Source organism: Methylophilus sp. UBA6697, assembly GCF_002454655.1.
Taxonomy (GTDB): domain Bacteria; phylum Pseudomonadota; class Gammaproteobacteria; order Burkholderiales; family Methylophilaceae; genus Methylophilus.
The window spans coordinates 1-22,218 of sequence record NZ_DKJH01000007.1; the positions used below are offsets into that span (position 1 = coordinate 1).

The following is a 22,218-nucleotide window of genomic DNA, read 5'->3' on the forward strand; positions in this document are numbered from 1 at the left end:
TGGACAAGCATAAGAAAGAACGGTCGCCGAAAGGGCGAAATAGTTAGTTCATAAATTAACATTGGCCCAGCAAAGAATGACCTTTTTTAATCAATCCGCATAATCCACAGTCAACGGCGCATGATCACTAAATCGTTCCGCCTTATACACACTGGCCGCCACAACCTTTGCCCCCAACGCCGGGGTTGCCAGTTGGTAATCAATACGCCAGCCGACGTTCTTGGCATACGCCTGCCCGCGATTACTCCACCAGGTATAGCATTCATCCGTGGTATCAGGATATAGACCGCGATAGGTATCCACCCAACCCACACGCCCCAGCACATCAGTCATCCAGGCGCGCTCTTCTGGCAAAAAGCCTGAATTTTTACGGTTACCTTTAAAGTTCTTGAGGTCGATTTCCTGATGCGCGATGTTCCAGTCACCGCAAATCACCACGTCGCGACCAGAGGCGACCAACTGCTCAAGGTGCGGTAAGAATACATCCATGACCTGAAATTTAAATTGCTGGCGTTCTTCGCCACTGGAGCCACTCGGCAGGTATAAAGACACCACACTCAAATTGCCATATTGGCATTCCAGGTAACGACCTTCAGCATCAATGTGCGCATGACCCAAACCAATGATGACTTTATCCGCAGGCTGTTTACTGTAGATGCCTACGCCGCTATAGCCTTTTTTCTCGGCATAGTGAAAATAGCCATGATAGCCGGGTGGTTGCAGCATTTCAGGCTGCATATCACCTGCCTGCGCTTTCAGCTCCTGCAAACAGACAATATCGCCGCCACTATTTGCCAGCCAAGGCAAAAAGCCTTTGTTACAGGCTGACCGTATGCCATTGAGGTTCAAGGTTATAATACGCATTGTCTAAATACTTTCTGCTTTTAAAAATGACTACAAACACATTAAGTGCCGATTTTATTGCTTTTTCCATCCAGAAACAGGTGTTGCGCTTTGGCGAATTTAAAACCAAAGCGGGGCGCTTAAGCCCCTATTTTTTTAACGCTGGCCTGTTTGATGATGGCGAAAGCATGCTCAAACTGGGTGAATTCTACGCCAACAGTATTCTACAGTCTGGTTTGCAATTCGACATGCTGTTTGGCCCGGCTTATAAGGGGATTCCACTGGTCACGGCCATCAGCATTGCTTTTGCGCGCATGGGCAAAAATTACCCTTACGCTTATAACCGCAAAGAAGCCAAAGACCATGGCGAGGGCGGCACGCTGGTAGGCGCCGCATTAAAAGGCCGCGTGCTGATTATTGATGATGTGATTTCTGCCGGGACGTCTATCCGCGAATCCGTCGAGCTGATTCGCAATGCGGGTGCCACACCTTGCGCCGTGAGCATTGCACTGGACCGTCAGGAAAAAGGTTTGGGTGAGTTATCAGCCGTGCAAGAAGTGGAGCAAACCAACCAGATGCCTGTGGTCAGCATTGCCAGACTGGCTGACCTGTTTGCGTATTTGCAAGGCAATGAGAAGCTGGCGCAGTATTTCCCGGCCATTGAGGCTTATCGCACACAGTATTGCGTTCGATAAGGAAAAATTCCAATAAATAAAGCGAGCAAATGCTCGCTTTATTTATTTCAACATGCCCATTAAGCGGGACATGATAAGCGCCGGGTTATTTTCCACCGCGCCATTCGGGGTCAATTGGTTCACAACATCCGGCAAATGCTCGGCAATTTTACCCGTCAGGTCATCCGTACTCATATTCAATTTACCGGCAATTCCGGCAAGCACCGAACCGCCTAAGGCCGCACCAATTTGCTGCGCATTGACATTCAGGTTAGCGCCGGTACTCACCCAGGAATCTACCTGTTCGGTCAAACCACCATTTTTCAGTGCTTGCAAAATGCCAGGTAAACCACCGTATTGCTGAAACAACTCCATGGCCAGTTTTGCCAATGGACCTTTATCACCCATGACTTTGTTCATCATGGCGCCAGCAACGCTATCGAATAATCCCATTTTTTCTTCCTTCTAAATATGCGGTTGATCAATAAAAAGCCTGTTTCGCCTAGATGGTAGAAACAGGAATGCTAACATTTATTGTCAATTGTAAACCAAAGGTAGTGTACTTAGGCACTATTGCTTGCTCTAGTGCAATGTGGTCAGTATTAGAACCGTTCGTGCGCTGCCAGATATCGCCATTGCCCCGGCGGTAACTTACCCAAATTAATGCTGCCAATTCGAATGCGTTTCAAACCGACCACATGCAAACCCACCAGCTCACACATGCGACGAATCTGCCGCTTACGGCCTTCACGCAACACAAAGCGCAGTTGGTCCTCATTTTGCCAAGAAACTTTAGCGGGCCTTAGCTGAACACCATCCAGACTGAGACCGTGATTTAATAACGCCAGGCCATTATTGCTCAGCTGGCCTTCTACCCGCACCAGATATTCTTTTTCTACATTGGAGTCATCGCCAATCAGCTTGCGTGCAACGCGGCCATCCTGGGTAAGTACCAGCAAGCCGGTGGAGTCGATATCCAATCTACCTGCCGGGGCCAGACCACGCAAATGCCCGCGCTTGAAGTCGATGCCACTGCTATCTTCTGACCATTGATTGTCCGGATTAAACAGCACAACCGCAGGTTCATAACCATCCTCGGCTTGCCCGCTGACGTAACCAACAGGTTTGTGTAGCAAAATGGTCACCGTTTCGGCCTGATGCTCTTTGGCATAGGCACTAATCACGATCTCGGCATCCGGCGCAATCCGCGTACCTAAGGTTTCAATGATTTCACCATCAACCTTGACCCAGCCGTTGGCAATCCAGTCATCGGCTTCACGGCGCGAGCACAGGCCACGGTCTGCCATCACTTTGGACAAGCGCGGTTGCAAGTCAGCATCTGCTACCGTTGGCGTTGGCGTCGCTCTGCGGGCGGTTGGTCTATCCCCTGTTTTCGCAACATATGGGCGATCTTTATCACGTGGCTTCTCGCTGCGGCCTGCACCAGCTCTGGCTGCCGGCTGGCGTCCACCGCCTGCATAGGCTGGTTTGCCAGCAGGTTTACGCTGATCTTTATCTTTAAATACTTTGTCTTTGCGCGGTGCCTGCTCTTTTGAGCCAGCATCTTGTTGCACCTCGGCATACACCTCTTTTTTGGCAGGTGGTTTAGTACGATCACGCAGCTCCGGTGACAATTGTCTGACCGGTTTCTGGCGTTTTTGATCTGCGGTGGCGGGGGATTTATTGAGTTTGAGCGTAGACAAAACAGTCTTCTCACTAATGAAAGATGAATAAGTTGCTATTGTAATTTATTTGGCTGCTGACGCACGAAAATTCAGGCTACCCGGCTGCTTACGCGCACTCTCTGGCATATAACGTAAAATGCTTTCGGCCCGCGCCAACTCCGGTTTTTTTGCCATAAACTGCTGCTTCCAGGCACGATGCGGATTTTTGATGATTCCCGCTAGCCAGGCGGCTTGTATCGGACTCATCTGCGCAGGGGAGAGGCCAAAGTAATAATTTGCCGCGGCATGTGCGCCACATAAACTGGGACCCCAATCGACCGTATTCAGATACAAGTTAAGAATGTTTGTTTTATCCAGCGTGTTTTCCAGTTGCACCGCATAAAGCAACTCTTCTATTTTGCGCTTCCAGGTGCGTTCGCCATTGGTGAACATATACTTCACGACTTGCTGGGTAATGGTGCTGCCACCCACCGCCTTGTCAGTGCTTTCCTTGCCCAGCAGTTGCTGCATTTGTGTGAGCGCATAGCCAGGATGGTGCCTAAACTCGGCATCTTCGGCAATAATGGTTGCCATCGGTAACCAGCGGCCCATTTTGTCGTAGTTGAGCCAATGTACTTTTTCCGGGTGCTTTTGCTCATCCAGCAGCGGGCAATCATATTGCACAGACGAAGAGGTGACCTTACTTAAGTCCAGCCCGCTCACGTGTAACTGCGCCAACTGCGGTTGCACACTCCAGCTTTGGCGGGGCCAGCGCAAAATGCCAGTGGCCGAAAGAGAACCGGATACCGTGGCTTGCGAAATAGCCTCTGAATGATCGCGCAAAGGACTGAGCAAACTGGCCAGAGGCGTGGCTGGCAGGGTCCAGTTCAGCTTTAATGAGCGCATGGTAGCCTTGCCTTCAAAATCAATTTTGAATGGCTGTTTGGCCGCGTCTACTAATAAATAACCATTTAATTGCTGTCCATCGAGCTTTAACCACAACGCCACAGAGTCCAGCATCAATGGTTTATCACTGACGGATTTAGCTTCCAGCCAACAGTGCTGGCAATGCACACGCAAACCATCAGCATCATACAGCCGGACATCGCCATGATGCAGGCTGAAGCCTTTTTTATCCAGCAGCCAGCGCCCGGCTGGAGAAGTCGCCAGCATCAGCATGGGCAGTACGCGCACTTGTATGCCACTACCTATTGGCAACTTTACCCGCCAGGCCGTTTTGTCATAGGGTTGCCAAACCCAGGCCGCCACGCCGAGGATGGCCAGCAAGCAGGCAATCAACAGGCTAATAATGAGGCGTAGGCACCATTTTTTCAGCATGATGGCGTCACCTTAAACCAGCAAACGCTCCACCACCTTGCCCTGCTGCAGATGGCTCTCAATAATGTCGTCAATGTCGCTTTCATCGACAAAGGTGTACCACACCGCGTCCGGGTAAATCACCATGACCGGCCCCTCGGCACAACGGTCCAGGCAACCGGCACGATTGATACGGACTTTGCCTGCACCCGCCAGGCCTTGTTGTTTGACTTGCTTTTTCATATAGTCAAACGCAGCCTCGGCGCCTCTGTTCATGCAGCAGTCTTCGCCGTTTTCGCGCTGGTTAAGACAAAAAAATACGTGATATTGAAAGTGGCTTGCGGTCATAACGATTGCCTTGTAAAACCTCGCACCGAATGAAACGCTTATTCGGTGGAGAGTTGGTCATCTCTGGTAAAGGTCCAGGTACGCGTAATGCTCAGTACATCGGTATCTTGGCGAATATCTTCCGGAAAGACCGGAAAGGGCGCTGCCAGCTGGACAATGCGGCGCGCAGATTCATCCAATAACCGGTGCCCGGAGCTCTGGTGGATACGAATACTTTCTATACTACCATCGGCTTTGATGGAAACGGTCATTTGTAATTTACCGTAGAGCTTTTGGATTCTGGCCGTTTGCGGATAATTCAGGTTACCCACGCGCTCGATTTGTTGCCGCCATTGCTCTACATAATTGGCAAAACGATATGCACGCGTGCGCGCGCCAACAAACTGGCGCTTGGGCCGCGTTTCGTATTCTTCTTGCTGCTTGGCAATCAGCGCCTCGAGCTTGGCCATCTCTTGCATGGCTGCCGTTTGCGGCTGCGCTTGCACCGGCACATGTTGCGAAGGTGGCTGCTGCCTGACAGCCGCATGTGGCTGCGACAACGGCGGTGTTTGCAGGCTGGTCACGGCCTGGCTGGCTTTTAACTGTGTGAGCAGGGCTTGCGCCTCTTGCTCTAATTGCGCCACACGCTGCTTTTCACGCACCAGTTCAGCTTCATGCGGGCTGCTCGCAGTTGTTGCCGACGGTAGCGTGGCCTGTGCGGCATGTGGCATAGAAGCCTGCATTTGTTGCACGCTGGGCAAGGCACTCTTCATCTGCCGCTTTTCATCGGTATTGCCGCCGCGATCAAGATTGGCTTGCGCCAGCGCATCTGCCTTCTCGGGTGCACTTTTGGTTTTGCTGTTAACCAGCATCACTTCCAATGAAGGAATCTGGTCTTTAAAAGCCTTGAGTTCCGGCTGGAAATGCAGTGTTAGCACCACTGCATGTGCCAGTAGCGAAAACCACAACGCCCACACCAGCGGTGAGCGTTTGCGGAAACTCTCTGGTAAGCCCATGCGGCGTCTGCCCAACTATCCCTGCAAGGCCTGCAACAATTTTTGGTGTACGCCACCAAAACCGCCATTACTCATCACCAGTACCTGATCCCCTGCTTGCGCTGCGGCGGCCACCGCAGCCACCAACTGACCCAGATCATCATAGGTTTGCGCTTTATGCTGGATGGGCGCTAAAGCCGCCGCCGCATCCCAACCCAGGTTATTGGCATAGCAGAACACGGCATCGGCATCACGCAGGCTACCGGGCAAGGCATCTTTCATCACCCCCAGTTTCATAGTGTTGGAACGTGGCTCCAACACGGCCAAAATACGGGCTTTACCCACTTTGGCACGCAAACCAGCCACCGTGGTGGCAATTGCCGTCGGGTGATGGGCAAAATCGTCATAAACCGTCACGCCATTAGCCACGCCTTTGACCTCCATGCGGCGTTTCACATTTTTGAACTCACCCAGCGCTTCAATCGCGATACATGGTGCAACGCCAACATGACGAGCAGCGGCAATCACGGCCAGTGCATTATTACGATTATGCTCACCGAGCAACTCCCAGCTCACATTGCCCTGGCGCTCACCGTTAAAATACACATCAAACCGGCCTTGTGCATCGACATTTTGTACCTGCCAGCCACTGGCACTGTCTATACGCTCCAGCCCGCTCCAGCAACCACGCGCAATCACGCGATCCAGGCTTTCCTGCTGGTTGGCAACCACCAAGCCTTGTTGCGGCACAGTACGCACCAGATGGTGAAACTGTTTTTCAATCGCGGGCAGGTCTTCAAAAATATCGGCGTGATCAAACTCAAGGTTATTCAACACCGCCGTGCGCGGGCGGTAATGCACGAACTTGGAACGCTTGTCGAAGAAAGCCGTATCGTATTCATCGGCCTCAATAACAAAAAACGGTGAAACGGAATTAGGATCTTGCCTGGGGGTTTGTGGCAAACGGGCAGACACTCCAAAGTTCTCTGGCACACCACCAATCAGGAAACCAGGCGCCAGTCCTGCATACTCCAGCACCCAGGCCAGCATAGAAGAAGTAGTGGTCTTGCCATGCGTACCAGCGACGGCCAGCACCCATTTACCTTGCAACACATTCTCGGCCAGCCATTGCGGGCCAGAAATATAAGGTAAGCCTTGATTGAGGATTTCCTCCATCAGCGGATTGCCGCGGGTCACCACGTTACCAATCACATAGATATCGGGATTCAGGCTGGTTTGTGCAGGGTCAAAGCCCTCAATCAGCTCGATGCCTTGCGCTTCGAGTTGCGTGCTCATGGGGGGATAAACATTGGCATCACACCCGGTGACACGGTGTCCGGCCGCTTTGGCCAGCACGGCGATGCCACCCATAAAAGTGCCACAAATACCAAGGATGTGAATGTGCATAGACGTTACCAAAACAATGAATGCATGCATTTTACCAAACAACGTCTGGTAAAGCGGTAGCGATTACCGCTCAATTTTTGGCAAATAGTGGCAGATACTGGCGGCAGCGTGCAGCGATATCTGCAGCCTGGAAAATATCGGTAATCACCGCCAATGCATCGGCACCTGCTTCAACTAATGGGCGAGCGTTATCCAGCGTAATGCCACCGATACCAACGACCGGCACTGCCAATAACTGCTTGGCTTGTGTGAACAAGGCAGCGCTTGCCCGCGGTGCATTGGGCTTGGTAGAAGAGGGGTAACAGGCCCCGAATGCCACATAATCAGCCCCCGCTGCCTGCGCCTGTTCGGCCAACTCAAAGCGGTTATAGCAGGAAGCACCAATGATTTTCTGTGGTCCCAGCACCGCACGTGCGGCAGCAATCGCACTATCATGCTGGCCGACATGCACGCCATCGGCCTCAAGTTCGGCAGCCAGTGTGACGTGGTCATTAATCAGTAAAGGAATATGCGCCTGGCGGCAAATCGCCAGCAAGGCTGTCGCTTGCTCTAAACGCAAGGCATCGCTGGCTGTTTTATGGCGGTATTGCACCAGTGAAACCCCACCTTGTAACGCCTGTGAGACCTGCTCGCACAGCAAGGCGGTGTCATCACAATCCGGTGTGACCAGATATAAACCGCTAATGCTGAAGTTCACTCGCTTTTTCCTGCACATCAGACTCGCGCGCCCAGAAGAAGCGGTCAGGGATAAATTGCCCCATCCCAGGACGGAAAGCATGGCGCAGCGTTTGCCAGGTAAATTCCTGCGCTTCATGCACAGCTTCTTCCATAGTCAATCCGTGCGCCAGACAAGCAGTAATTGCGCTGGTCAGTGTACACCCTGAGCCGTGATAACTGCCCGGCAAACGTTCCCAGTGATAATCTTTAATCAGCCCGGGTATCTCATTTTGCACGCCATACAAGCTGTTGACCACATCATTAGAGCGCTCATGCGTGCCAGTGATCATCACATACTCGCTGCCCATGCCCAACAAGCGCAATGCACACTCTTCGAGCGAGCTGTGTTTAACTTCGTCACTCTCGTCATAATAAGCCAGGCGACGCGCTTCCAGGCTATTAGGGGTAATCAGTGTTGCCTGCGGGAAAAGTAATTCGCACATGGCTGCCTGCATTTCTTCATTGGAAAGCTCGTCCCCACGGCCTGAAGCGAGGATGGGATCGATGATTAGCGGTACATCCGGATAATCAGCGACGATTTCTGCAATCACCGCCACGTTTTCAACGCTGCCTAACAAGCCTAATTTAAAGGCGCTCACAGAGACATCTTCCAGAATCGCACGTGCCTGGTCATTAATCCAATCGGCATCGAGCGGCATCACACTTTCCACACCTACGGTATCCTGCACCGTCACACCGGTAATCACAGACAGCGGGTAACAGCCAATACTGGCCAGTGCCATGATATCCGCTTGCACACCGGCACCACTGCTCGGATCGGTCGCTGCAAATGTTAAAACGGTGGGTGGAGTATTGGCCATGAAAATTCCTTTGGAGCGGCTGACGGGAATCGAACCCGCGTATCAAGCTTGGGAAGCTGGCGTTCTACCATTGAACTACAGCCGCGAACGAATGACCGCTATTTTACTTGGTGTATCGTCGAATACAAAACATTATTCAGCACAAAAACAAAAGCCGGACAGTTGTCCGGCTTTTGTTAAACGCATGTGATTAAATACAATTTGAGTTCACACCATCTGGCAATTTCACGCCAGAACTCAGGATAGGCGTACTACCCAGGCTATCCTCATTGGTTGGGCAAGCGACCGCATCCAGATCTTCCTCATCACCAGCAGCAGGGTTCAGAGAAACGATGAACATCGTATTCAATATCGGGTTGTTTGGAATCAAGCCACCCAAACCGGCATCATCACGCGGTGATGCAAACGCAGCGACTGGTGTGACTGGTACAGCTGTAATGCTGCCCGTCGCAGTAGAGTTATTACTTACCGTGGTATAGCCATTGTAAATAATTTTACCCTCATTGGTCACCGCACTGGTAATCGTCGTCGCACCGGTCGTAATGGCCTTACCTGCACCAACCGCTGCGGTATCGAACGATGCGCTTGTTAACGCTGCTGGTGAGAAGGTCACAACATCATTATCCAGCACGCCGCCAGTCGTCAGATTCAACCCACTCAGATCAGTCACGGTATTCGTGCCATCAAAGACTTTAGTGGATGTCCCGGACAAGGTCGCGGTCACTGTTGGTGTCACTTGATGTACAAAACCGTTACCAGTCCCTAACAATGCGCCACCAAATGCCGTGCCGTATTGTTTGTAGTCATAAGTCGCCAGCAAGTTGCTACCTTTTACGTCACCGGTTGGGTCATTGCTGTAAATAGTCCAGCGTCCAGTTGCCCCAGTGGTGATACTTGAATTGGTGTTATTCTTGAAGTTACGGCCTGCAACCAGTTGTACAGCATCAGTGGCATTGCTACCGCTCAAAATATTGCCATTCATGTTTACATCTTGGCCAGCTTGCACAAGAACCTTAGCGCCATTACCAGCAATACCGGTACCAGTCTTAGCACCCGGCAGCACAGTGATCGCGCCAAAGTTGACGTCACCTGTCGTCGTTTTTAATGTCACAGCACCCGCTGCACCGCCAGATTTGTTTGTACCATTGCCATCAGCACCAGACGCGACGATAGATTGGGTCGTGATGCCTGTACCAGCGGTAATATTCACCGCACCTGCACTCTTACCATCTGTATTATTACGGCCTATGCCAGCGCTGGTATCAATACTGCCAGCAGTCACGCTACCGTTAGCCGCTGAAAGCGTCACTTTATTACCAATTGAGTTAAAGCCACCCTTGGTCGTCACATCGCCTACGGTCACATTGCCAGAAGTGCTCTTAACACTCACTTCACCAGAAGTAGTAGAAACGATTGAATTGCGACCTGCGTTACCCGCACCAGTTGTAATATTGCCAACTTTTGCATCACCGGTAGTTGTAATGTCGACCTTACCACCTGTGCCGCCTGTACCCAAAGGTGGTGTGGATGTCCCGGTTCCTGGTGTGCCGGAAGCAGAGCCTCTGGTATCAATATTACCTGTCATATTCAGGCTACCGGCCTTAATCACCACGCTACCACCATTAAATCCATTGTTGGCGCTTGAAGCAGAACGTCCGTTCGCAGTAATGTTGGCAGAACCTAAATCTGCCAGGCCTGCCACAGTAATGCTTACACTACCCGCATGACCAAAACCGGTGATATTACCACTGGCGCTAATGTTACCTGCTGTGTGAGTTAAAGTAGCCGCAGACAGAATTACGCCGCCTCGGCCAGTAATATTGGCACCAATCGCCAGATTACCAACACCATCGGTATCAGCATCTGCTTTCAGATTAATGCTGCCAGTACCTGTCGTAGTCAATGCGGCATTTACATTGATGTCATTACCAGCTTCCAACCGAATATTGCCAGCCAAGTTTGTCATTGTGACGGCTGCATTTACGTTAATGTCTTTGGTTGCTTGCAGGAACAACTCGTTAAAGCCTGTGATACCTGCGACATTAACGTTAGTTGTGCCGCCGGCATTATCGGCAAATGCCACGTCTGGTGTGCCTGACGCATTATCTGCTGGGGTAGAGCCGCCACTGATCAAATTGATTGTTTCAGGATCCAGCAAGACTGTACCGCCGATGCCATTAGCCGCAGCGACATTTACCGTACCAAGAAAGGCCAGGTTCTGCTTGCCTGACACTTCTACAAAACCACCGTTACCGCTGGCTGCACCGCCTTGCGCGGAAATGCTGCCGTAATAACGGGTTAAATCATTGGCCCAAACCACCACTTTACCGCCGTTACCTTGTTGCAGTGCGTCAGCCTTGATCGTTGCGCCACTGGCCACATAAGTGGTTCTTGAGTTATAAACGGCGTCGTTTTTACCTTGATAATCACCACCAACCAACACCGTGCCGCCACCTGTATCACCAGAGGCATCTAGCAAAGCACCATTCATCAGTGCCACTTGTTCGCCGGTCACCTCAATCGTGCCGCCTGTCGTACCTTGACCTTTAGCGAGCAATTGACCGGACACCTCGACTTTGGCGTTATCACCACCTTCAAGACGGATCACACCTTCACGCTCAACCAACTGGTTGGCTTCCACAATGCCGGAAATATTGATCGCGGCAGAACGCGCATTGGTCGCCATTTGTACAAAGCCACCATCAGCATAAATGTTACCGCTATTTTTAATAGTGGCTTCCAAGGCGTCACCTGACAATTTGACTTTTACCAGGCCATTACCGAAAAAGTCCAATGTCGCGGCTTGTGCAGAACCAAGCACGACGCTGCCGTTGCTGGCGACTAATGTACCGCTGTTATCAACCGTTTTGCCAAGCAGGACAATGTAGCCTTCATTTTTTGCTTTAATCACACCATGGTTTTCGATATCACCCCTGATGCTACCAACCGTAAAATTGTAATTACCTTTTAGGAAGTCATCATTGGAAATATTCAAGGTCGAAGCCACGATATTACCGACGTTCACTTCTGAGCCATGGCCAAATAAAACACCATTCTGGTTAATCAGGAACAGGCTGCCGTTGGAGTTCAACGTACCCATGATTTCAGAACGGCTATTACCAATCACACGATACAGCGCACGGCCAGCATCCGGCATAATCACATCCAGCTGATGCCCCTTCATCACGCCAAATTTGTAGAAGTCTACAATGTTGACATTCGCAGTATGGATATACTGCGTTTGAGTTGGAGTCACCTCTTTTACGGTTAAATCCCCTACAGGCACGCCAGCGATCACATTGGTATCGGCGGCATAAGAAGAGAGTGGCATGACCATGGCCGCAAAAGCGCTTGCAACCACATAACGCCATTTTCCAGACTGGGTGAATAAAACGTTTAGTGCAGCATTTGCCGCAGGCGCAGTTCCTGTTTGGCCGCTCACGCTGGATTTACCATGTGCACGTGCTGTTTCGGCCACTGCGACCCAAGCTTGCTGGAGTTTGCTCCAGACCAGACGATAAACATGGTTTAAGGATGCTGCTTTCATGACACTTCTCCTTTAGTAAGAAACGCCACTGATCCTGATAAGGGCCAGCGGGTTACTATCACTTCTCTCTTTTCCTGATATGGGTGTAATTTTGGTTCAGGAAATTATTTTTGTATGTAGCCCACTATGACTAATGCGAGCTAGGACTCATCCAACTCCAATTGGATGAGTCCGCACTCACGCAGGCTACTTATTTTTTATGCCCAGGCTTTTTGCCCGGGTCATTGTTTACTACAGATTTAAAACTAGAAATTTTTTCTTAACTGACCCCAGAGTTGATACTCTGTATTGCTGGCCGCACCGTCGAGGTCACGTTTTTGCTGGGTATAGGTAGTCGTTAAGATCCATTGTCCCGGAAACTGAATGTCAGTACCGATACCCACCATATTCGATCTAACGTAATTACTGCTTCCAATCGGGTCATGGTTGAGCTTGCCGCGACCTGCATCATAGAATGCAAATGGCGTCACAGACTGAATATAAGGTGTGACATCAGCAGCGCTAGATACAAAGGTTCTACGTACATCCGTACCAACCATCCAGCCTTGATCCGCCTGGCTTGGGATTTCAGAGAATTGACGCCAGCGGTTAATGGCACCAATGCCGAATCGTTCCGCGATATCCAGATTATTACCGGCGCCCTGATAATCAGCACGCACGATCCAGTTCACACCATTCTCAAACACCTGCGTGCGACTAGAGGTCCAGTTCCATTTGATAAAGCTACCTTGCGTATCCAGCTGGTTTTTGTCATTGGCTTTTGCCGCACCGTCTTTGTATGAAACGTTACCGCCTGTGACCACAAAGCTCCATTGATAGGCCACGCTGCCGATATCATTAATCCAGTCACCAACCAGGCCTAATTCCAGGCTGCTGATATCGCGACGGTTGTTAATCGAAAATGCGTCGACATCATCATCTAAAATTTTGTAGTTGCCGCCGACCTTGAATGCAACCCCTTTTTTGGTTTCACGCAGCAATGGATGCTCAAGCGAGCCGTAAAAATAATGGGCATCACCAGACGCATCAAACTGTTTAAAGTCACCGCCAAGTTTGTAATCTACATAGCTGTAGGCCAGATTCATAATCGTGCCCGCGCTGCCTACCGGTGTGAAGTACAAACCGCTGATAGAACGCTGTCCTTCATCTCTGGAAGTTTTACCCACCACAGCCAGTTGGTCACCACGGCCACGGAGGTTATTGACGGCAACACCAAAGCCTAAGGTTTCATGGTTTGTGTAGCGGTTGCCATAGGTATTCGCACTGACAAAACCAGTGACACGGGGAGTGCGTGGTTCCACCGCCACGGCCACATCCGAACTACCTACAGCCTCGCCAGGGTTTAACTGTGAAGTCACCTGAATGCCCGGCAAACCGTTCATTACCATAATGTTACGCACAAGGTTGCGCTCATTGAGCACATCACCCTTATTCAGGCCGTATTCTGATAGCGACTGGAAGTAATCTTGGTCCAGGCCTTGCCCAGCTTCTGCTTTCACTTCGCCCAGGGTCCCTTCCAGGATTGAAAGCTCTACCACGGCTTCAGCTTCTGTGGTTTTCTGCAAATCCTGTGTCGGTAAATAGACCTGCGTCAGCATGTAGCCGCGCTGGCGGTAGTAGTTACGAACTGTACCCACCGCTTCATTCAGTTCACGCATGCCAATTTCATGGCCGGTCAGGTGCGCAAGTTGCGCCGCCAGCACCTCATCTGAAAACTGTTTGTTACCGGAAAATTTAAACTCTTTTACAACAATCTTGAGGCTGGATTTTTTTTGTTTTTTTTCTGGTGCCGGTGTTTCTGCAGGTACCTGCAGAATCGGTCTTGGGTCGGGCAATGCCGGTCTAGGTAAGTTTTGCTGAATGTCCGGCAAAGATACGCCCCCAGCCAGTACTTGCGATGTATAACCCAATGCCAGTAACTGCAACAGGCCTATACGCTTTAATTGTTTTTTCAAGATGACTCCCCACAAGCTTTATAAAATCTATAATCTTTTCAATAGTATAACAACACCAAAATTTACTTTAAAAAACAGTCAAATGCTAACGTTCTTTTACAAATAAAAGTCTATTTAGTAGCATATTTGTAACTTTTGCTAATACTCCAAAGCATCCACATCCAGCACCCAGCGGATTTTGGCTTGCAGCGGATGTGTTCTGACCCAGTCCACCGCCACTTGCAATAGCTGCTGCAAGGCGCCGCGATGTGCAGACTGCAACATCACATACCCGCGCTCCATGCGGTTAAGTCTGGCAATGCCGGGACGCACCGGGTCATAGACCAAAGGCTGGTCAGGCAGGGTTGCCGCTTGCTCAGTGACATAGTCCCTGGCCGCCTGGCTAAAGTCAGTCAAAAACTGATTGACCAGACTGTAATCGGCCGCTTCTGCCTTCATCACCGCGATATAGGTCGCAGGCGGAAACTGCATGGCCATGCGCTCCTGCAATAAATCGTCAGCAAAAGCAGCATAATTCTGCTCGCGCAACGCAGCAAACAAGGCATGCTGCGGAAAAGCAGTTTGTATCAGCACCTCACCCGGCTTGTCACCACGCCCAGCCCGGCCCGCCACCTGCATGAGCTGGGCAAACAGGCGCTCGCTAGCACGATAATCCGGGCTATATAACGCACTGTCTATATCCAGCACACCCACCAGCGTCAAATTGGCAAAATCATGGCCTTTGGCCAGCATTTGCGTCCCGATTAAAATATCAACTTGACCCGCATGTACCGCGGACAACAGCTCAGTTAAAGCATCCTTGGCCTGTATGGTGTCGCGGTCCACGCGGGCAACACGCGCCTGCGGAAACAACTGTTGCATGCTTTCTTCAACCCGCTGCGTGGCCTGGCCAACCGGGCGCAAATCAGGATTACCGCAACTTGGGCATTGCACCGGAATCGGCTGCTCATCACCACAGTGATGGCAGCGCAAGACGCGCTGGCGCAAATGCAATACCGCCTTGGCAGAGCAGCGACGGCAATCCGCCAGCCATTGGCAGGCGGAACAATGCAATACCGGTGCATAACCGCGGCGATTAATAAACAGCAGGCTTTGCTCACCGCGCTGCAATCGCAGCTCAATGGCCTGCTTTAATTGCGGCGTCAGCCCGGCTTCCGGTGGACTGTGCGTGGTATCAATACAAAAAATACGTGGCAATTTTGCCTGGGCCGCCGCCCGCTTGGTCATCGTCAGCAAGCGATAGCTGGCTTTTCTGGCATTCGCTACCCCTTGCCCCTGGTCACCCATAGCGTTGTACCAGCTTTCCAGCGAAGGTGTCGCGCTACCTAATACCACCGGGATCCGGCATTGCTTGGCACGCACCAGTGCGACATCCCGCGCATGGTAACGCATGCCATCCTGCTGCTTGTAAGAGGTATCGTGCTCTTCATCCAGAATCATCAATTTCAGATGCGGCATGGGTGTGAAGACACTCAAACGCGTGCCGATAACAATGCGGGCTGCGCCAGACTGCGCTGCCTGCCAGTTTTGCAAGCGCTCACTCTCGCTCAAATGGCTATGTAGAGTCACCAGTGAGAATTGACTTAAGCGACTACGAAAACGGCTCTCCAGTTGTGGCGTGAGGTTAATTTCAGGCACCATGATCAGTGCTTGCGCCTGTGGCTCCGCGAGCACGGTTTGCAGCAAACGGATATAGACCTCGGTTTTACCCGAGCCGGTGACTCCGAATAACAACCAGGGTTGAAAACGATCTACATCGCCCAAAATCGCCTTGACTGCCTGGGCCTGCTCATCATTCAGTGTCGGTTCCAGATCCGATGCAGGCAGGGAAGGGCGCGTGGCAATCACTTCACGCCTGGAGACATAGCCATCATCCAGCAATGGCTGTATGGCTTTACGCCAGGTGGCAGACACCTCACTCAACATCGCTTCACTGCATTCACCATGCTGGCGCAGGGACGCCACCAGTCTGGCCAGCACTTGTTGCCGTTTACCAATAAAGTCTTCCGGAATGGTTTTCGCCAACTGGTACAGCCACATTTTCCGCGTCACTGCCGGCTTAATCTGACGCAAACGCAGTGGTAAGCTGGCCAGCACCGTCTGCCCAAAAGGATAATGATAATAGTCAGCGCAGAACCGCAGCAACTTCAAGGTCGCGGCGTCAAATGGCACGTCATCAAACACTTGCAGCACGGTTTTGAGTTTGTGCGGCGGCACATCAGTTTCGCTCAGCAGCGCCATGACAATGCCCACCAATTGCCGCCCGGCAAAAGGCACCACGACACGATTGCCTACACAGATCGGCAAGCCGGGGTTTAAATAATCAAACTGGCGATCCAGTGGCACGTCCAGCACCACGCGCACAATACTGGCAGGGGTTGCGGCCTGAAGGTCGGTGACAGTTGAACACATGGGTGAAAATGCTTAATTAGGTTAAAATGGCGGTTTGATTATTCAGCACCATTTTAACCTTGAAACAAACGATCACAGCACTCATTCTGCAAGCAGTGAAACCACTGGTAGAAGATACCTCCAGCCTCACTATCATTCTTGAGCGGCCAAAGTCTGCCGACCACGGTGATTTTGCGACTAATATCGCCATGCAACTGGCCAAGCCTTTAAAGCAAAATCCGCGTGCGATTGCACAGCAGATTATTGATGCCTTGCCCGCCAACAATGTCATTAGCAAAGTCGATATCGCCGGTGCAGGCTTTATTAACTTCTTTGTATCGGCTGACAGCAAACAGGCAATTGTGCACGAAGTGCTGCAAGCAGGCGCTGCGTTNNGTTCTGCAAGCAGGTGCTGCGTTTGGTCGCAACCAGGCTGGCCAGGCGGCAAAAGTGCAAGTGGAATTTGTCTCGGCCAACCCGACCGGACCTTTGCACGTCGGCCATGGCCGTGGTGCAGCGGTGGGCGACTGTTTGTGCCGCCTGCTGGATGCCAATGGCTGGGAAGTGACCCGTGAGTTCTACTATAACGATGCCGGTGCCCAGATCGACAACCTGACCAAGTCAGTCTTGGCACGTGTGCAAGGCATCAACCCTGACGATGCCGGCTTCCCGGAAGACGGCTACCGCGGCGACTACATCGTCGATATTGCGCAAGCCTACCTGGCCAAAGCCACCATTACCGCTGACGATATGCAAGTAACCGCCAGCGGCGATGTGGCAGATACCGAATCCATCCGCAAGTTTGCCGTGGCTTATTTGCGTCATGAGCAAGATTTGGACTTGCAAGCCTTCCAGATCAAGTTTGATGTGTTTTCACTCGAAAGCGCCTTATACAGCGAAGGCAAAGTAGAAAACACCGTGCAATCACTGATTGCCAGCGGCCACACCTACGAGCTGGATGACGCCTTGTGGCTGCGCACCACCGAATTTGGCGACGATAAAGACCGCGTCATGCGCAAAAAAGAAGGTGGTTTTACTTATTTTGTGCCGGATGTCGCTTATCACCGCGAAAAATGGAACCGCGGCTTCAAACGCGTGATCAACGAGCAGGGCGCAGACCATCACAGCACCATCACCCGTGTGCGCGCAGGCTTGCAGGCCCTGGATGTCGGCATCCCGCAAGGCTGGCCGGAATACGTACTGCACCAGATGGTCACCGTCATGCGCGGTGGCGAAGAGGTCAAATTGTCCAAGCGCGCCGGTAGCTACGTCACCTTGCGTGACCTGATTGAAGAAGTCGGCTGCGACGCCACGCGTTATTTCCTGGCAGCCCGTAGCCCGGACTCGCAACTGGTATTCGATATCGACCTGGCGCGCGCGCAAACCAACGACAACCCAGTCTATTACATTCAGTATGCACATGCCCGCATCTGCAGCGTACTCAACCAATGGAACGGCGATGTGGCCAATTTAACAGCGGCTGAACTGTCACCGCTACAAAGCGCCACAGAGACAGCGCTGATGCAAGCGTTGGGCCAATATCCAGAAGTCGTCAGCAGTGCCTGCCAGGCATTGGCACCGCATATGGTGGCTAACTACCTCAAGGAGCTAGCCAGTGCCTTGCATAGTTATTACAATGACACCAAATTTTTGGTGGATGACGAACAAGTCAAACTGGCACGTTTGGCGCTGATCACCGCCACCCGCACGGTGTTGCGTAATGGCTTGGCATTATTGGGCGTTGGCGCGCCGGAAAAAATGTAAGCATCCCTTTAATGACTGCTGAATTGATTGGTTAATCTTACAATGAGTCGCGACTACAAACCCTCACAAGCCAAAGCAAAAAGCAAAAGCAGCGGCAGCACTTTCTTTAACGGCCTGCTGGTTGGCCTGTTTTTAGGGGTCGCGCTGACCGTGGCACTGATTATCTACATCAAAGGTGATCACAGCCCATTTTCCAGCGCGTTCAAAAAAGACGAGGGCCAGCAAGAAATCCCAATCAAGAGCACCGTCACCGAAGAAGAAGTCAAACCTGGTAGCGCCTCAATTGAGGACCCCAACAAGTTTGATTTCTACACCATTTTGCCCGACACCGAGAGCAAGATCAGTGAACAGCAGGTGAAAAAGAACCCGACCATCAAGCAAGAAAGCTATTTTGTGCAAGTCGGCGCCTTTGCCAAAGAGGATGATGCCAACAACCTCAAAACCCGCCTGGCACTGGTCGGGTTTGAAGCATTTGTGCAAACGGCAGAAATCCCCAACAAAGGCACCATGCACCGCGTGCGTATTGGCCCGCTCAATGACTTGGCCAAAATCAACAAAATTAGCCACGATCTGGAAACCAATGGCTTCCAGGCCAATCTGATCAAGGTCAATATCGAATCTTCAACCCATTAATGCCGCTGTCATCGCGTTGTCATCGTACGCACAGCTGCCACGTTATTGCATGATGTTCCACAAAACTTTAGGAAACTGACTTTATGAAAAATATGTTGTTGAGTTTGATGCTTTGGGCTGGCTTTACCGCGACCTCAGCACTGGCAGACCCGCAGATGGGTGAACAGTTTGATCAGGTTGCGCAGCAAATCACGACCGACCAACCGGCCAAAATCGAAGTCATAGAATTGTTCTGGTACGGCTGCCCGCACTGTTACCACATGGAACAGCCACTGCAAGCCTGGGTGAAAAAACTGCCAGCCGATGTTTACTTCAAACGCATACCAGCGCTGCCCAATGCCAACTGGGCACCATTGGCTAAAACTTACTTTGCCATGCAAGAACTCGGCGTACTTGAAAAACTGCATAGCCAGTTATTTGATGCCATCCACAAAAGCAAAGCCCTGAGTCCACAGGCTGACGAAGCGTCTTTGATCGATTGGGTTACCAAGCAAGGTGGTCTCGATAAAATCAAAGTTGAAAAGGCATTCAAGTCATTCGCGATTAACATGCAAATGAATAAAGCCATGCAAACTTTCCGCGCTTCAGGCGCAACTGGGGTTCCTGCCCTGATTATCGACGGTAAATTCATCACCGGTAGCTCCATGGCCGGTGGCAATGAAGCAGCCCTACAAACCGCTGACTTTATTATTCAGAACGTGCGCAAAGACAGAGCTGCAGGTAAAAAATAAATCTCCGCTTGAATTAAAAAACGCCTGATGCCCCACATCAGGCGTTTTTTATTGAATGCTAGCTTTTTCTTTCGCCTCTCGGCGAGTCANNGTCTTGTTCTTTGCCTTCTTTCTTATGGACAAGCATAAGAAAGAACGGTCGCCGGAAAGGCGAAATAGATCGATCATAGAATAGTCTTCGCTTTGGGCAAGTAAAGAAAAGTCACTCGCCAACAAGGCGCAACAAATGCTCACGAAATACTGTTACGTCGGAAAAGAAAGGAAATCTAACAATCACCTTATCAATCCTTCAAAATCAATACCTTAACGACCCGCCTTCAACCAACGCCCAATCCAGGTTTCCGGCATTTCCGTCCCCGTCACCAGATAATGCAAGGTCTTAATATCATGCATCACAAAACGCTGTATCGATTTGGCCTGATCCAGGCCACAACATAAAATCGTGTCGCCAATTTGCAACGGTGTGGACAACTCCGGCAATAACATTTTTTGCTCGCCACGCACCAGCATCAATGGCACCACCGGCATCTCATGTCGCTGCTGTCCGGCCGGGCGCATCATCAAGTGCTTGAGCGCAGGGTGTATGCCTTGCTCCATCAAGGCGCATACAGCCACAGCCATGTCACCTGTAATGGTGATATCCCAGGTATCAGGCACTTGCTCGCCTAATTTTGAAACCAGTTGCGCAATCACGGCATTGGCCCAGGCGTTGCCCTGATGCCGCGCAGTCACCAGAAACTCCGCCAGCATCGGTGACACCATATAAGACAAACAGGTGTGAGCAATCACATCGCTGGGCTGCATGGTAATATCGGCATTAAAGTGCTGGAACAGCGGATCATTATGCCGTTTGTTTTTGCGGATGATGACGAACAGCTTTGGATTCAGTTCAAGTGCTGTCATCACAATCGACAAATTATTAATATCATTGTCGGTTCCGGCAACAATCCCCACCGCATGCTCGACCCCGGCCTGCTGCAGAATGTGCGATTCAACGCCGCTGCCAATAATACAGTCTTCACATTGCGTGCCCTGCGGATCAGCCTCAATCACGGTGACATGCATTTCGCCATTTTGCAGACTACTGACTACCGATTTGCCAAAACGCCCAAAGCCACAGGCGATCCAATGCCCTTGCGGCACGGGTGCTGGCGTAGCAATCGCATCTCCCGGCGCCCTGGTCAGCCATTCGTGCAACAAATAGGTGCCCAGCGCGTTTAAGCGCATGGCCAGATGTTCGCCAAAAATATTGTAAGGGTTAATAATGCGGTCAGTACCAAATGACGCCATATTGGCGGCAATCACATCATTTTGCACACGCGCCAGTACCGGCAAATCCGGCTTGATCAGTTTCACGGCTACCGAAATCGCCAGGTTGGCATGATCATCATCGGTCAGGGCGGCCACACCACGGCACATCGGGTTTTTAATGCCAGCATACAACAACACTTCTGACAATTTAGCGTCTGCGCACAAATGCGGGATATAGAACTGGTAATCGGTCATTTCCAGTTCATTGATACGCTCCGGCGAAATCTCCAGCACCACAACGCGTAGTTCATTTTTATCCAGCGCCCGCACCAGTTCACCACCTGTTTCACCATAGCCACAGATCAGGTAAAACGGTTCCATCAGGTTTCTCACATCACGTTGGAACATGGCGTTTTTAAACGCCAGCTTTAAGGCGGATTCTTGAAACAGCGCAATGATCGCGCCGATGGCATAGAACCAGGAAATGACCGTCAGGTAAATTGAGAAAGTCATCCACAAACGCTGATGTGTGGTGAACGGGTAGGGGATTTCACCGAAACCAATAGTGGTCGCGGTATAGCTCAGAATATAAAACGCATCAAAAAAACCGTAGCGATAAGGCTGACCATGATCATCTACGCCAGGGATCAGCACGAAACCAATCAGCGCGATGGCATAGCTAATGATAACCATCAGCAGCGGCGCACGCATGCGCCGCAAAATCAGGAAGATGATTTGATTGAGACTCACCGCTGTCTCCGTTAATGCACGCTAGCGGCGCAAAGTCACGGTTTCGTAGATCAGTAAAATCACTGAAGTGATATTGGCCAGAAACGCGCCGCCAGACAAGGAAACAATGCCCACAATCACCTCCGGCTCTGCGCCTTTGCTCCCGGCAACCACCCAGATAATCGCTGCGGCAATCAGTTGTATGTCAGCAACCAGGCTGGTGGCCAGATGAATCGCACCTATCTGGGTACGGTCACCAAACTTGAGGACGGTGGCAATCAGGTTCACCACAATCGCCACATATAATTCGTAATGCAAATGGTGTTGCGGATTATCAATTTCGCCGACAAAAAAACCAAAATTGAGTGTCATGGCCAGAATAATAAAAAAGCCAAAAATCACTTTTTCCAAATTCATTACGTTTCCCCAAGCATTGTTTTATGGCATTCTAC

17 protein-coding genes, 1 tRNA gene and 1 pseudogene are annotated in these 22,218 nt (G+C 51.1%); 4 read left to right on the forward strand and 15 right to left on the reverse strand.

What is annotated here, in order from left to right; translation table 11 throughout:
* Positions 1–90: 90 nt before the first annotated feature.
* The gene (locus B3355_RS03515; RefSeq protein WP_292780195.1) at positions 91–864 is read right to left on the reverse strand and encodes an exodeoxyribonuclease III; all 774 of its coding nucleotides are present in this window, start codon (positions 862–864) and stop codon (positions 91–93) included.
* 26 nt (positions 865–890) lie between these two features.
* On the opposite strand from B3355_RS03515, the gene pyrE reads away from it, so the two are divergent.
* Positions 891–1,538, forward strand: coding sequence for an orotate phosphoribosyltransferase (gene pyrE, locus B3355_RS03520; RefSeq protein WP_292780197.1), 648 nt, complete (start codon positions 891–893; stop codon positions 1,536–1,538).
* 42 nt (positions 1,539–1,580) lie between these two features.
* On the opposite strand, the gene B3355_RS03525 is transcribed toward pyrE, so the two are convergent.
* The 12 genes from B3355_RS03525 to B3355_RS03580 form a co-directional block, all read right to left on the reverse strand.
* Positions 1,581–1,970, reverse strand: coding sequence for a YidB family protein (locus B3355_RS03525; protein WP_292780199.1), 390 nt, complete (start codon positions 1,968–1,970; stop codon positions 1,581–1,583).
* Positions 1,971–2,119: 149 nt separating this feature from the next.
* Positions 2,120–3,220 (reverse strand): pseudouridine synthase, encoded by a 1,101-nt coding sequence (locus tag B3355_RS03530; protein WP_292780201.1) that lies wholly within the window; start codon positions 3,218–3,220, stop codon positions 2,120–2,122.
* Between the two features lie 45 nt (positions 3,221–3,265).
* Positions 3,266–4,519 (reverse strand): biosynthetic peptidoglycan transglycosylase, encoded by a 1,254-nt coding sequence (locus B3355_RS03535; RefSeq protein ID WP_292780203.1) that lies wholly within the window; start codon positions 4,517–4,519, stop codon positions 3,266–3,268.
* A gap of 12 nt (positions 4,520–4,531) precedes the next feature.
* Positions 4,532–4,888, reverse strand: coding sequence for a (2Fe-2S) ferredoxin domain-containing protein (locus B3355_RS03540; protein WP_414683406.1), 357 nt, complete (start codon positions 4,886–4,888; stop codon positions 4,532–4,534).
* Positions 4,885–5,841 carry an energy transducer TonB gene (locus tag B3355_RS03545; protein ID WP_292780206.1) on the reverse strand — a complete coding sequence of 319 codons (957 nt, stop codon included), beginning with the start codon at positions 5,839–5,841 and terminating at the stop codon, positions 4,885–4,887. Before B3355_RS03545 ends, B3355_RS03540 begins: the two co-directional genes overlap by 4 nt.
* A gap of 15 nt (positions 5,842–5,856) precedes the next feature.
* Positions 5,857–7,227 carry a UDP-N-acetylmuramate:L-alanyl-gamma-D-glutamyl-meso-diaminopimelate ligase gene (mpl, locus tag B3355_RS03550; RefSeq protein WP_292780208.1) on the reverse strand — a complete coding sequence of 457 codons (1,371 nt, stop codon included), beginning with the start codon at positions 7,225–7,227 and terminating at the stop codon, positions 5,857–5,859.
* A 70-nt stretch (positions 7,228–7,297) separates the two neighbouring features.
* The gene (gene thiE, locus B3355_RS03555; protein WP_292780210.1) at positions 7,298–7,924 is read right to left on the reverse strand and encodes a thiamine phosphate synthase; all 627 of its coding nucleotides are present in this window, start codon (positions 7,922–7,924) and stop codon (positions 7,298–7,300) included.
* Positions 7,908–8,765 carry a bifunctional hydroxymethylpyrimidine kinase/phosphomethylpyrimidine kinase gene (thiD, locus tag B3355_RS03560; RefSeq protein ID WP_024930177.1) on the reverse strand — a complete coding sequence of 286 codons (858 nt, stop codon included), beginning with the start codon at positions 8,763–8,765 and terminating at the stop codon, positions 7,908–7,910. The genes thiE and thiD overlap by 17 nt, the downstream gene beginning before the upstream one ends.
* A gap of 11 nt (positions 8,766–8,776) precedes the next feature.
* Positions 8,777–8,850, reverse strand: a tRNA-Gly gene (locus tag B3355_RS03565).
* Positions 8,851–8,955: 105 nt separating this feature from the next.
* Positions 8,956–12,312, reverse strand: a complete 3,357-nt coding sequence (locus B3355_RS03570; protein ID WP_292780212.1) for a filamentous hemagglutinin N-terminal domain-containing protein — start codon at positions 12,310–12,312, stop codon at positions 8,956–8,958.
* A gap of 245 nt (positions 12,313–12,557) precedes the next feature.
* Positions 12,558–14,267, reverse strand: coding sequence for a ShlB/FhaC/HecB family hemolysin secretion/activation protein (locus B3355_RS03575; protein ID WP_292780214.1), 1,710 nt, complete (start codon positions 14,265–14,267; stop codon positions 12,558–12,560).
* Between the two features lie 138 nt (positions 14,268–14,405).
* Entirely contained in the window at positions 14,406–16,679 is a 2,274-nt protein-coding gene (locus B3355_RS03580) for a primosomal protein N' (protein ID WP_292780216.1), read from the reverse strand.
* A 59-nt stretch (positions 16,680–16,738) separates the two neighbouring features.
* Here B3355_RS03580 and argS point away from each other — a divergent pair.
* The 3 genes and pseudogenes from argS to B3355_RS03595 all read left to right on the forward strand — a co-directional run bounded on the left by argS (position 16,739) and on the right by B3355_RS03595 (position 19,786).
* A pseudogene (argS, locus tag B3355_RS03585) lies at positions 16,739–18,422 on the forward strand (arginine--tRNA ligase).
* A 42-nt stretch (positions 18,423–18,464) separates the two neighbouring features.
* Positions 18,465–19,055, forward strand: a complete 591-nt coding sequence (locus B3355_RS03590) for an SPOR domain-containing protein (RefSeq protein ID WP_024930182.1) — start codon at positions 18,465–18,467, stop codon at positions 19,053–19,055.
* A gap of 83 nt (positions 19,056–19,138) precedes the next feature.
* Positions 19,139–19,786 carry a thiol:disulfide interchange protein DsbA/DsbL gene (locus B3355_RS03595; protein WP_292780219.1) on the forward strand — a complete coding sequence of 216 codons (648 nt, stop codon included), beginning with the start codon at positions 19,139–19,141 and terminating at the stop codon, positions 19,784–19,786.
* Positions 19,787–20,089: 303 nt separating this feature from the next.
* Here B3355_RS03595 and B3355_RS03600 read toward each other — a convergent pair whose 3' ends face one another.
* Positions 20,090–21,748 (reverse strand): potassium channel family protein, encoded by a 1,659-nt coding sequence (locus B3355_RS03600; protein ID WP_019915199.1) that lies wholly within the window; start codon positions 21,746–21,748, stop codon positions 20,090–20,092.
* A gap of 60 nt (positions 21,749–21,808) precedes the next feature.
* A complete protein-coding gene (locus B3355_RS03605; RefSeq protein ID WP_019880750.1) occupies positions 21,809–22,183 on the reverse strand; it encodes a DUF6394 family protein in 375 nt (124 codons plus the stop codon).
* Positions 22,184–22,218: the final 35 nt, after the last annotated feature.

Bases quoted from the DNA above. Each gene is read 5' to 3' on its own strand.
- B3355_RS03570 (WP_292780212.1), bottom strand. From the start codon at position 12,312: ATGAAAGCAGCATCCTTAAACCATGTTTATCGTCTGGTCTGGAGCAAA.
- B3355_RS03580 (WP_292780216.1), bottom strand. From the start codon at position 16,679: ATGTGTTCAACTGTCACCGACCTTCAGGCCGCAACCCCTGCCAGTATT.
- B3355_RS03515 (WP_292780195.1), bottom strand. From the start codon at position 864: ATGCGTATTATAACCTTGAACCTCAATGGCATACGGTCAGCCTGTAAC.
- B3355_RS03525 (WP_292780199.1), bottom strand. From the start codon at position 1,970: ATGGGATTATTCGATAGCGTTGCTGGCGCCATGATGAACAAAGTCATG.
- B3355_RS03545 (WP_292780206.1), bottom strand. From the start codon at position 5,841: ATGGGCTTACCAGAGAGTTTCCGCAAACGCTCACCGCTGGTGTGGGCG.
- B3355_RS03590 (WP_024930182.1), top strand. From the start codon at position 18,465: ATGAGTCGCGACTACAAACCCTCACAAGCCAAAGCAAAAAGCAAAAGC.
- B3355_RS03605 (WP_019880750.1), bottom strand. From the start codon at position 22,183: ATGAATTTGGAAAAAGTGATTTTTGGCTTTTTTATTATTCTGGCCATG.
- thiD (WP_024930177.1), bottom strand. From the start codon at position 8,765: ATGGCCAATACTCCACCCACCGTTTTAACATTTGCAGCGACCGATCCG.
- B3355_RS03595 (WP_292780219.1), top strand. From the start codon at position 19,139: ATGAAAAATATGTTGTTGAGTTTGATGCTTTGGGCTGGCTTTACCGCG.
- B3355_RS03535 (WP_292780203.1), bottom strand. From the start codon at position 4,519: ATGCTGAAAAAATGGTGCCTACGCCTCATTATTAGCCTGTTGATTGCC.
- mpl (WP_292780208.1), bottom strand. From the start codon at position 7,227: ATGCACATTCACATCCTTGGTATTTGTGGCACTTTTATGGGTGGCATC.
- B3355_RS03600 (WP_019915199.1), bottom strand. From the start codon at position 21,748: ATGCGTGCGCCGCTGCTGATGGTTATCATTAGCTATGCCATCGCGCTG.
- pyrE (WP_292780197.1), top strand. From the start codon at position 891: ATGACTACAAACACATTAAGTGCCGATTTTATTGCTTTTTCCATCCAG.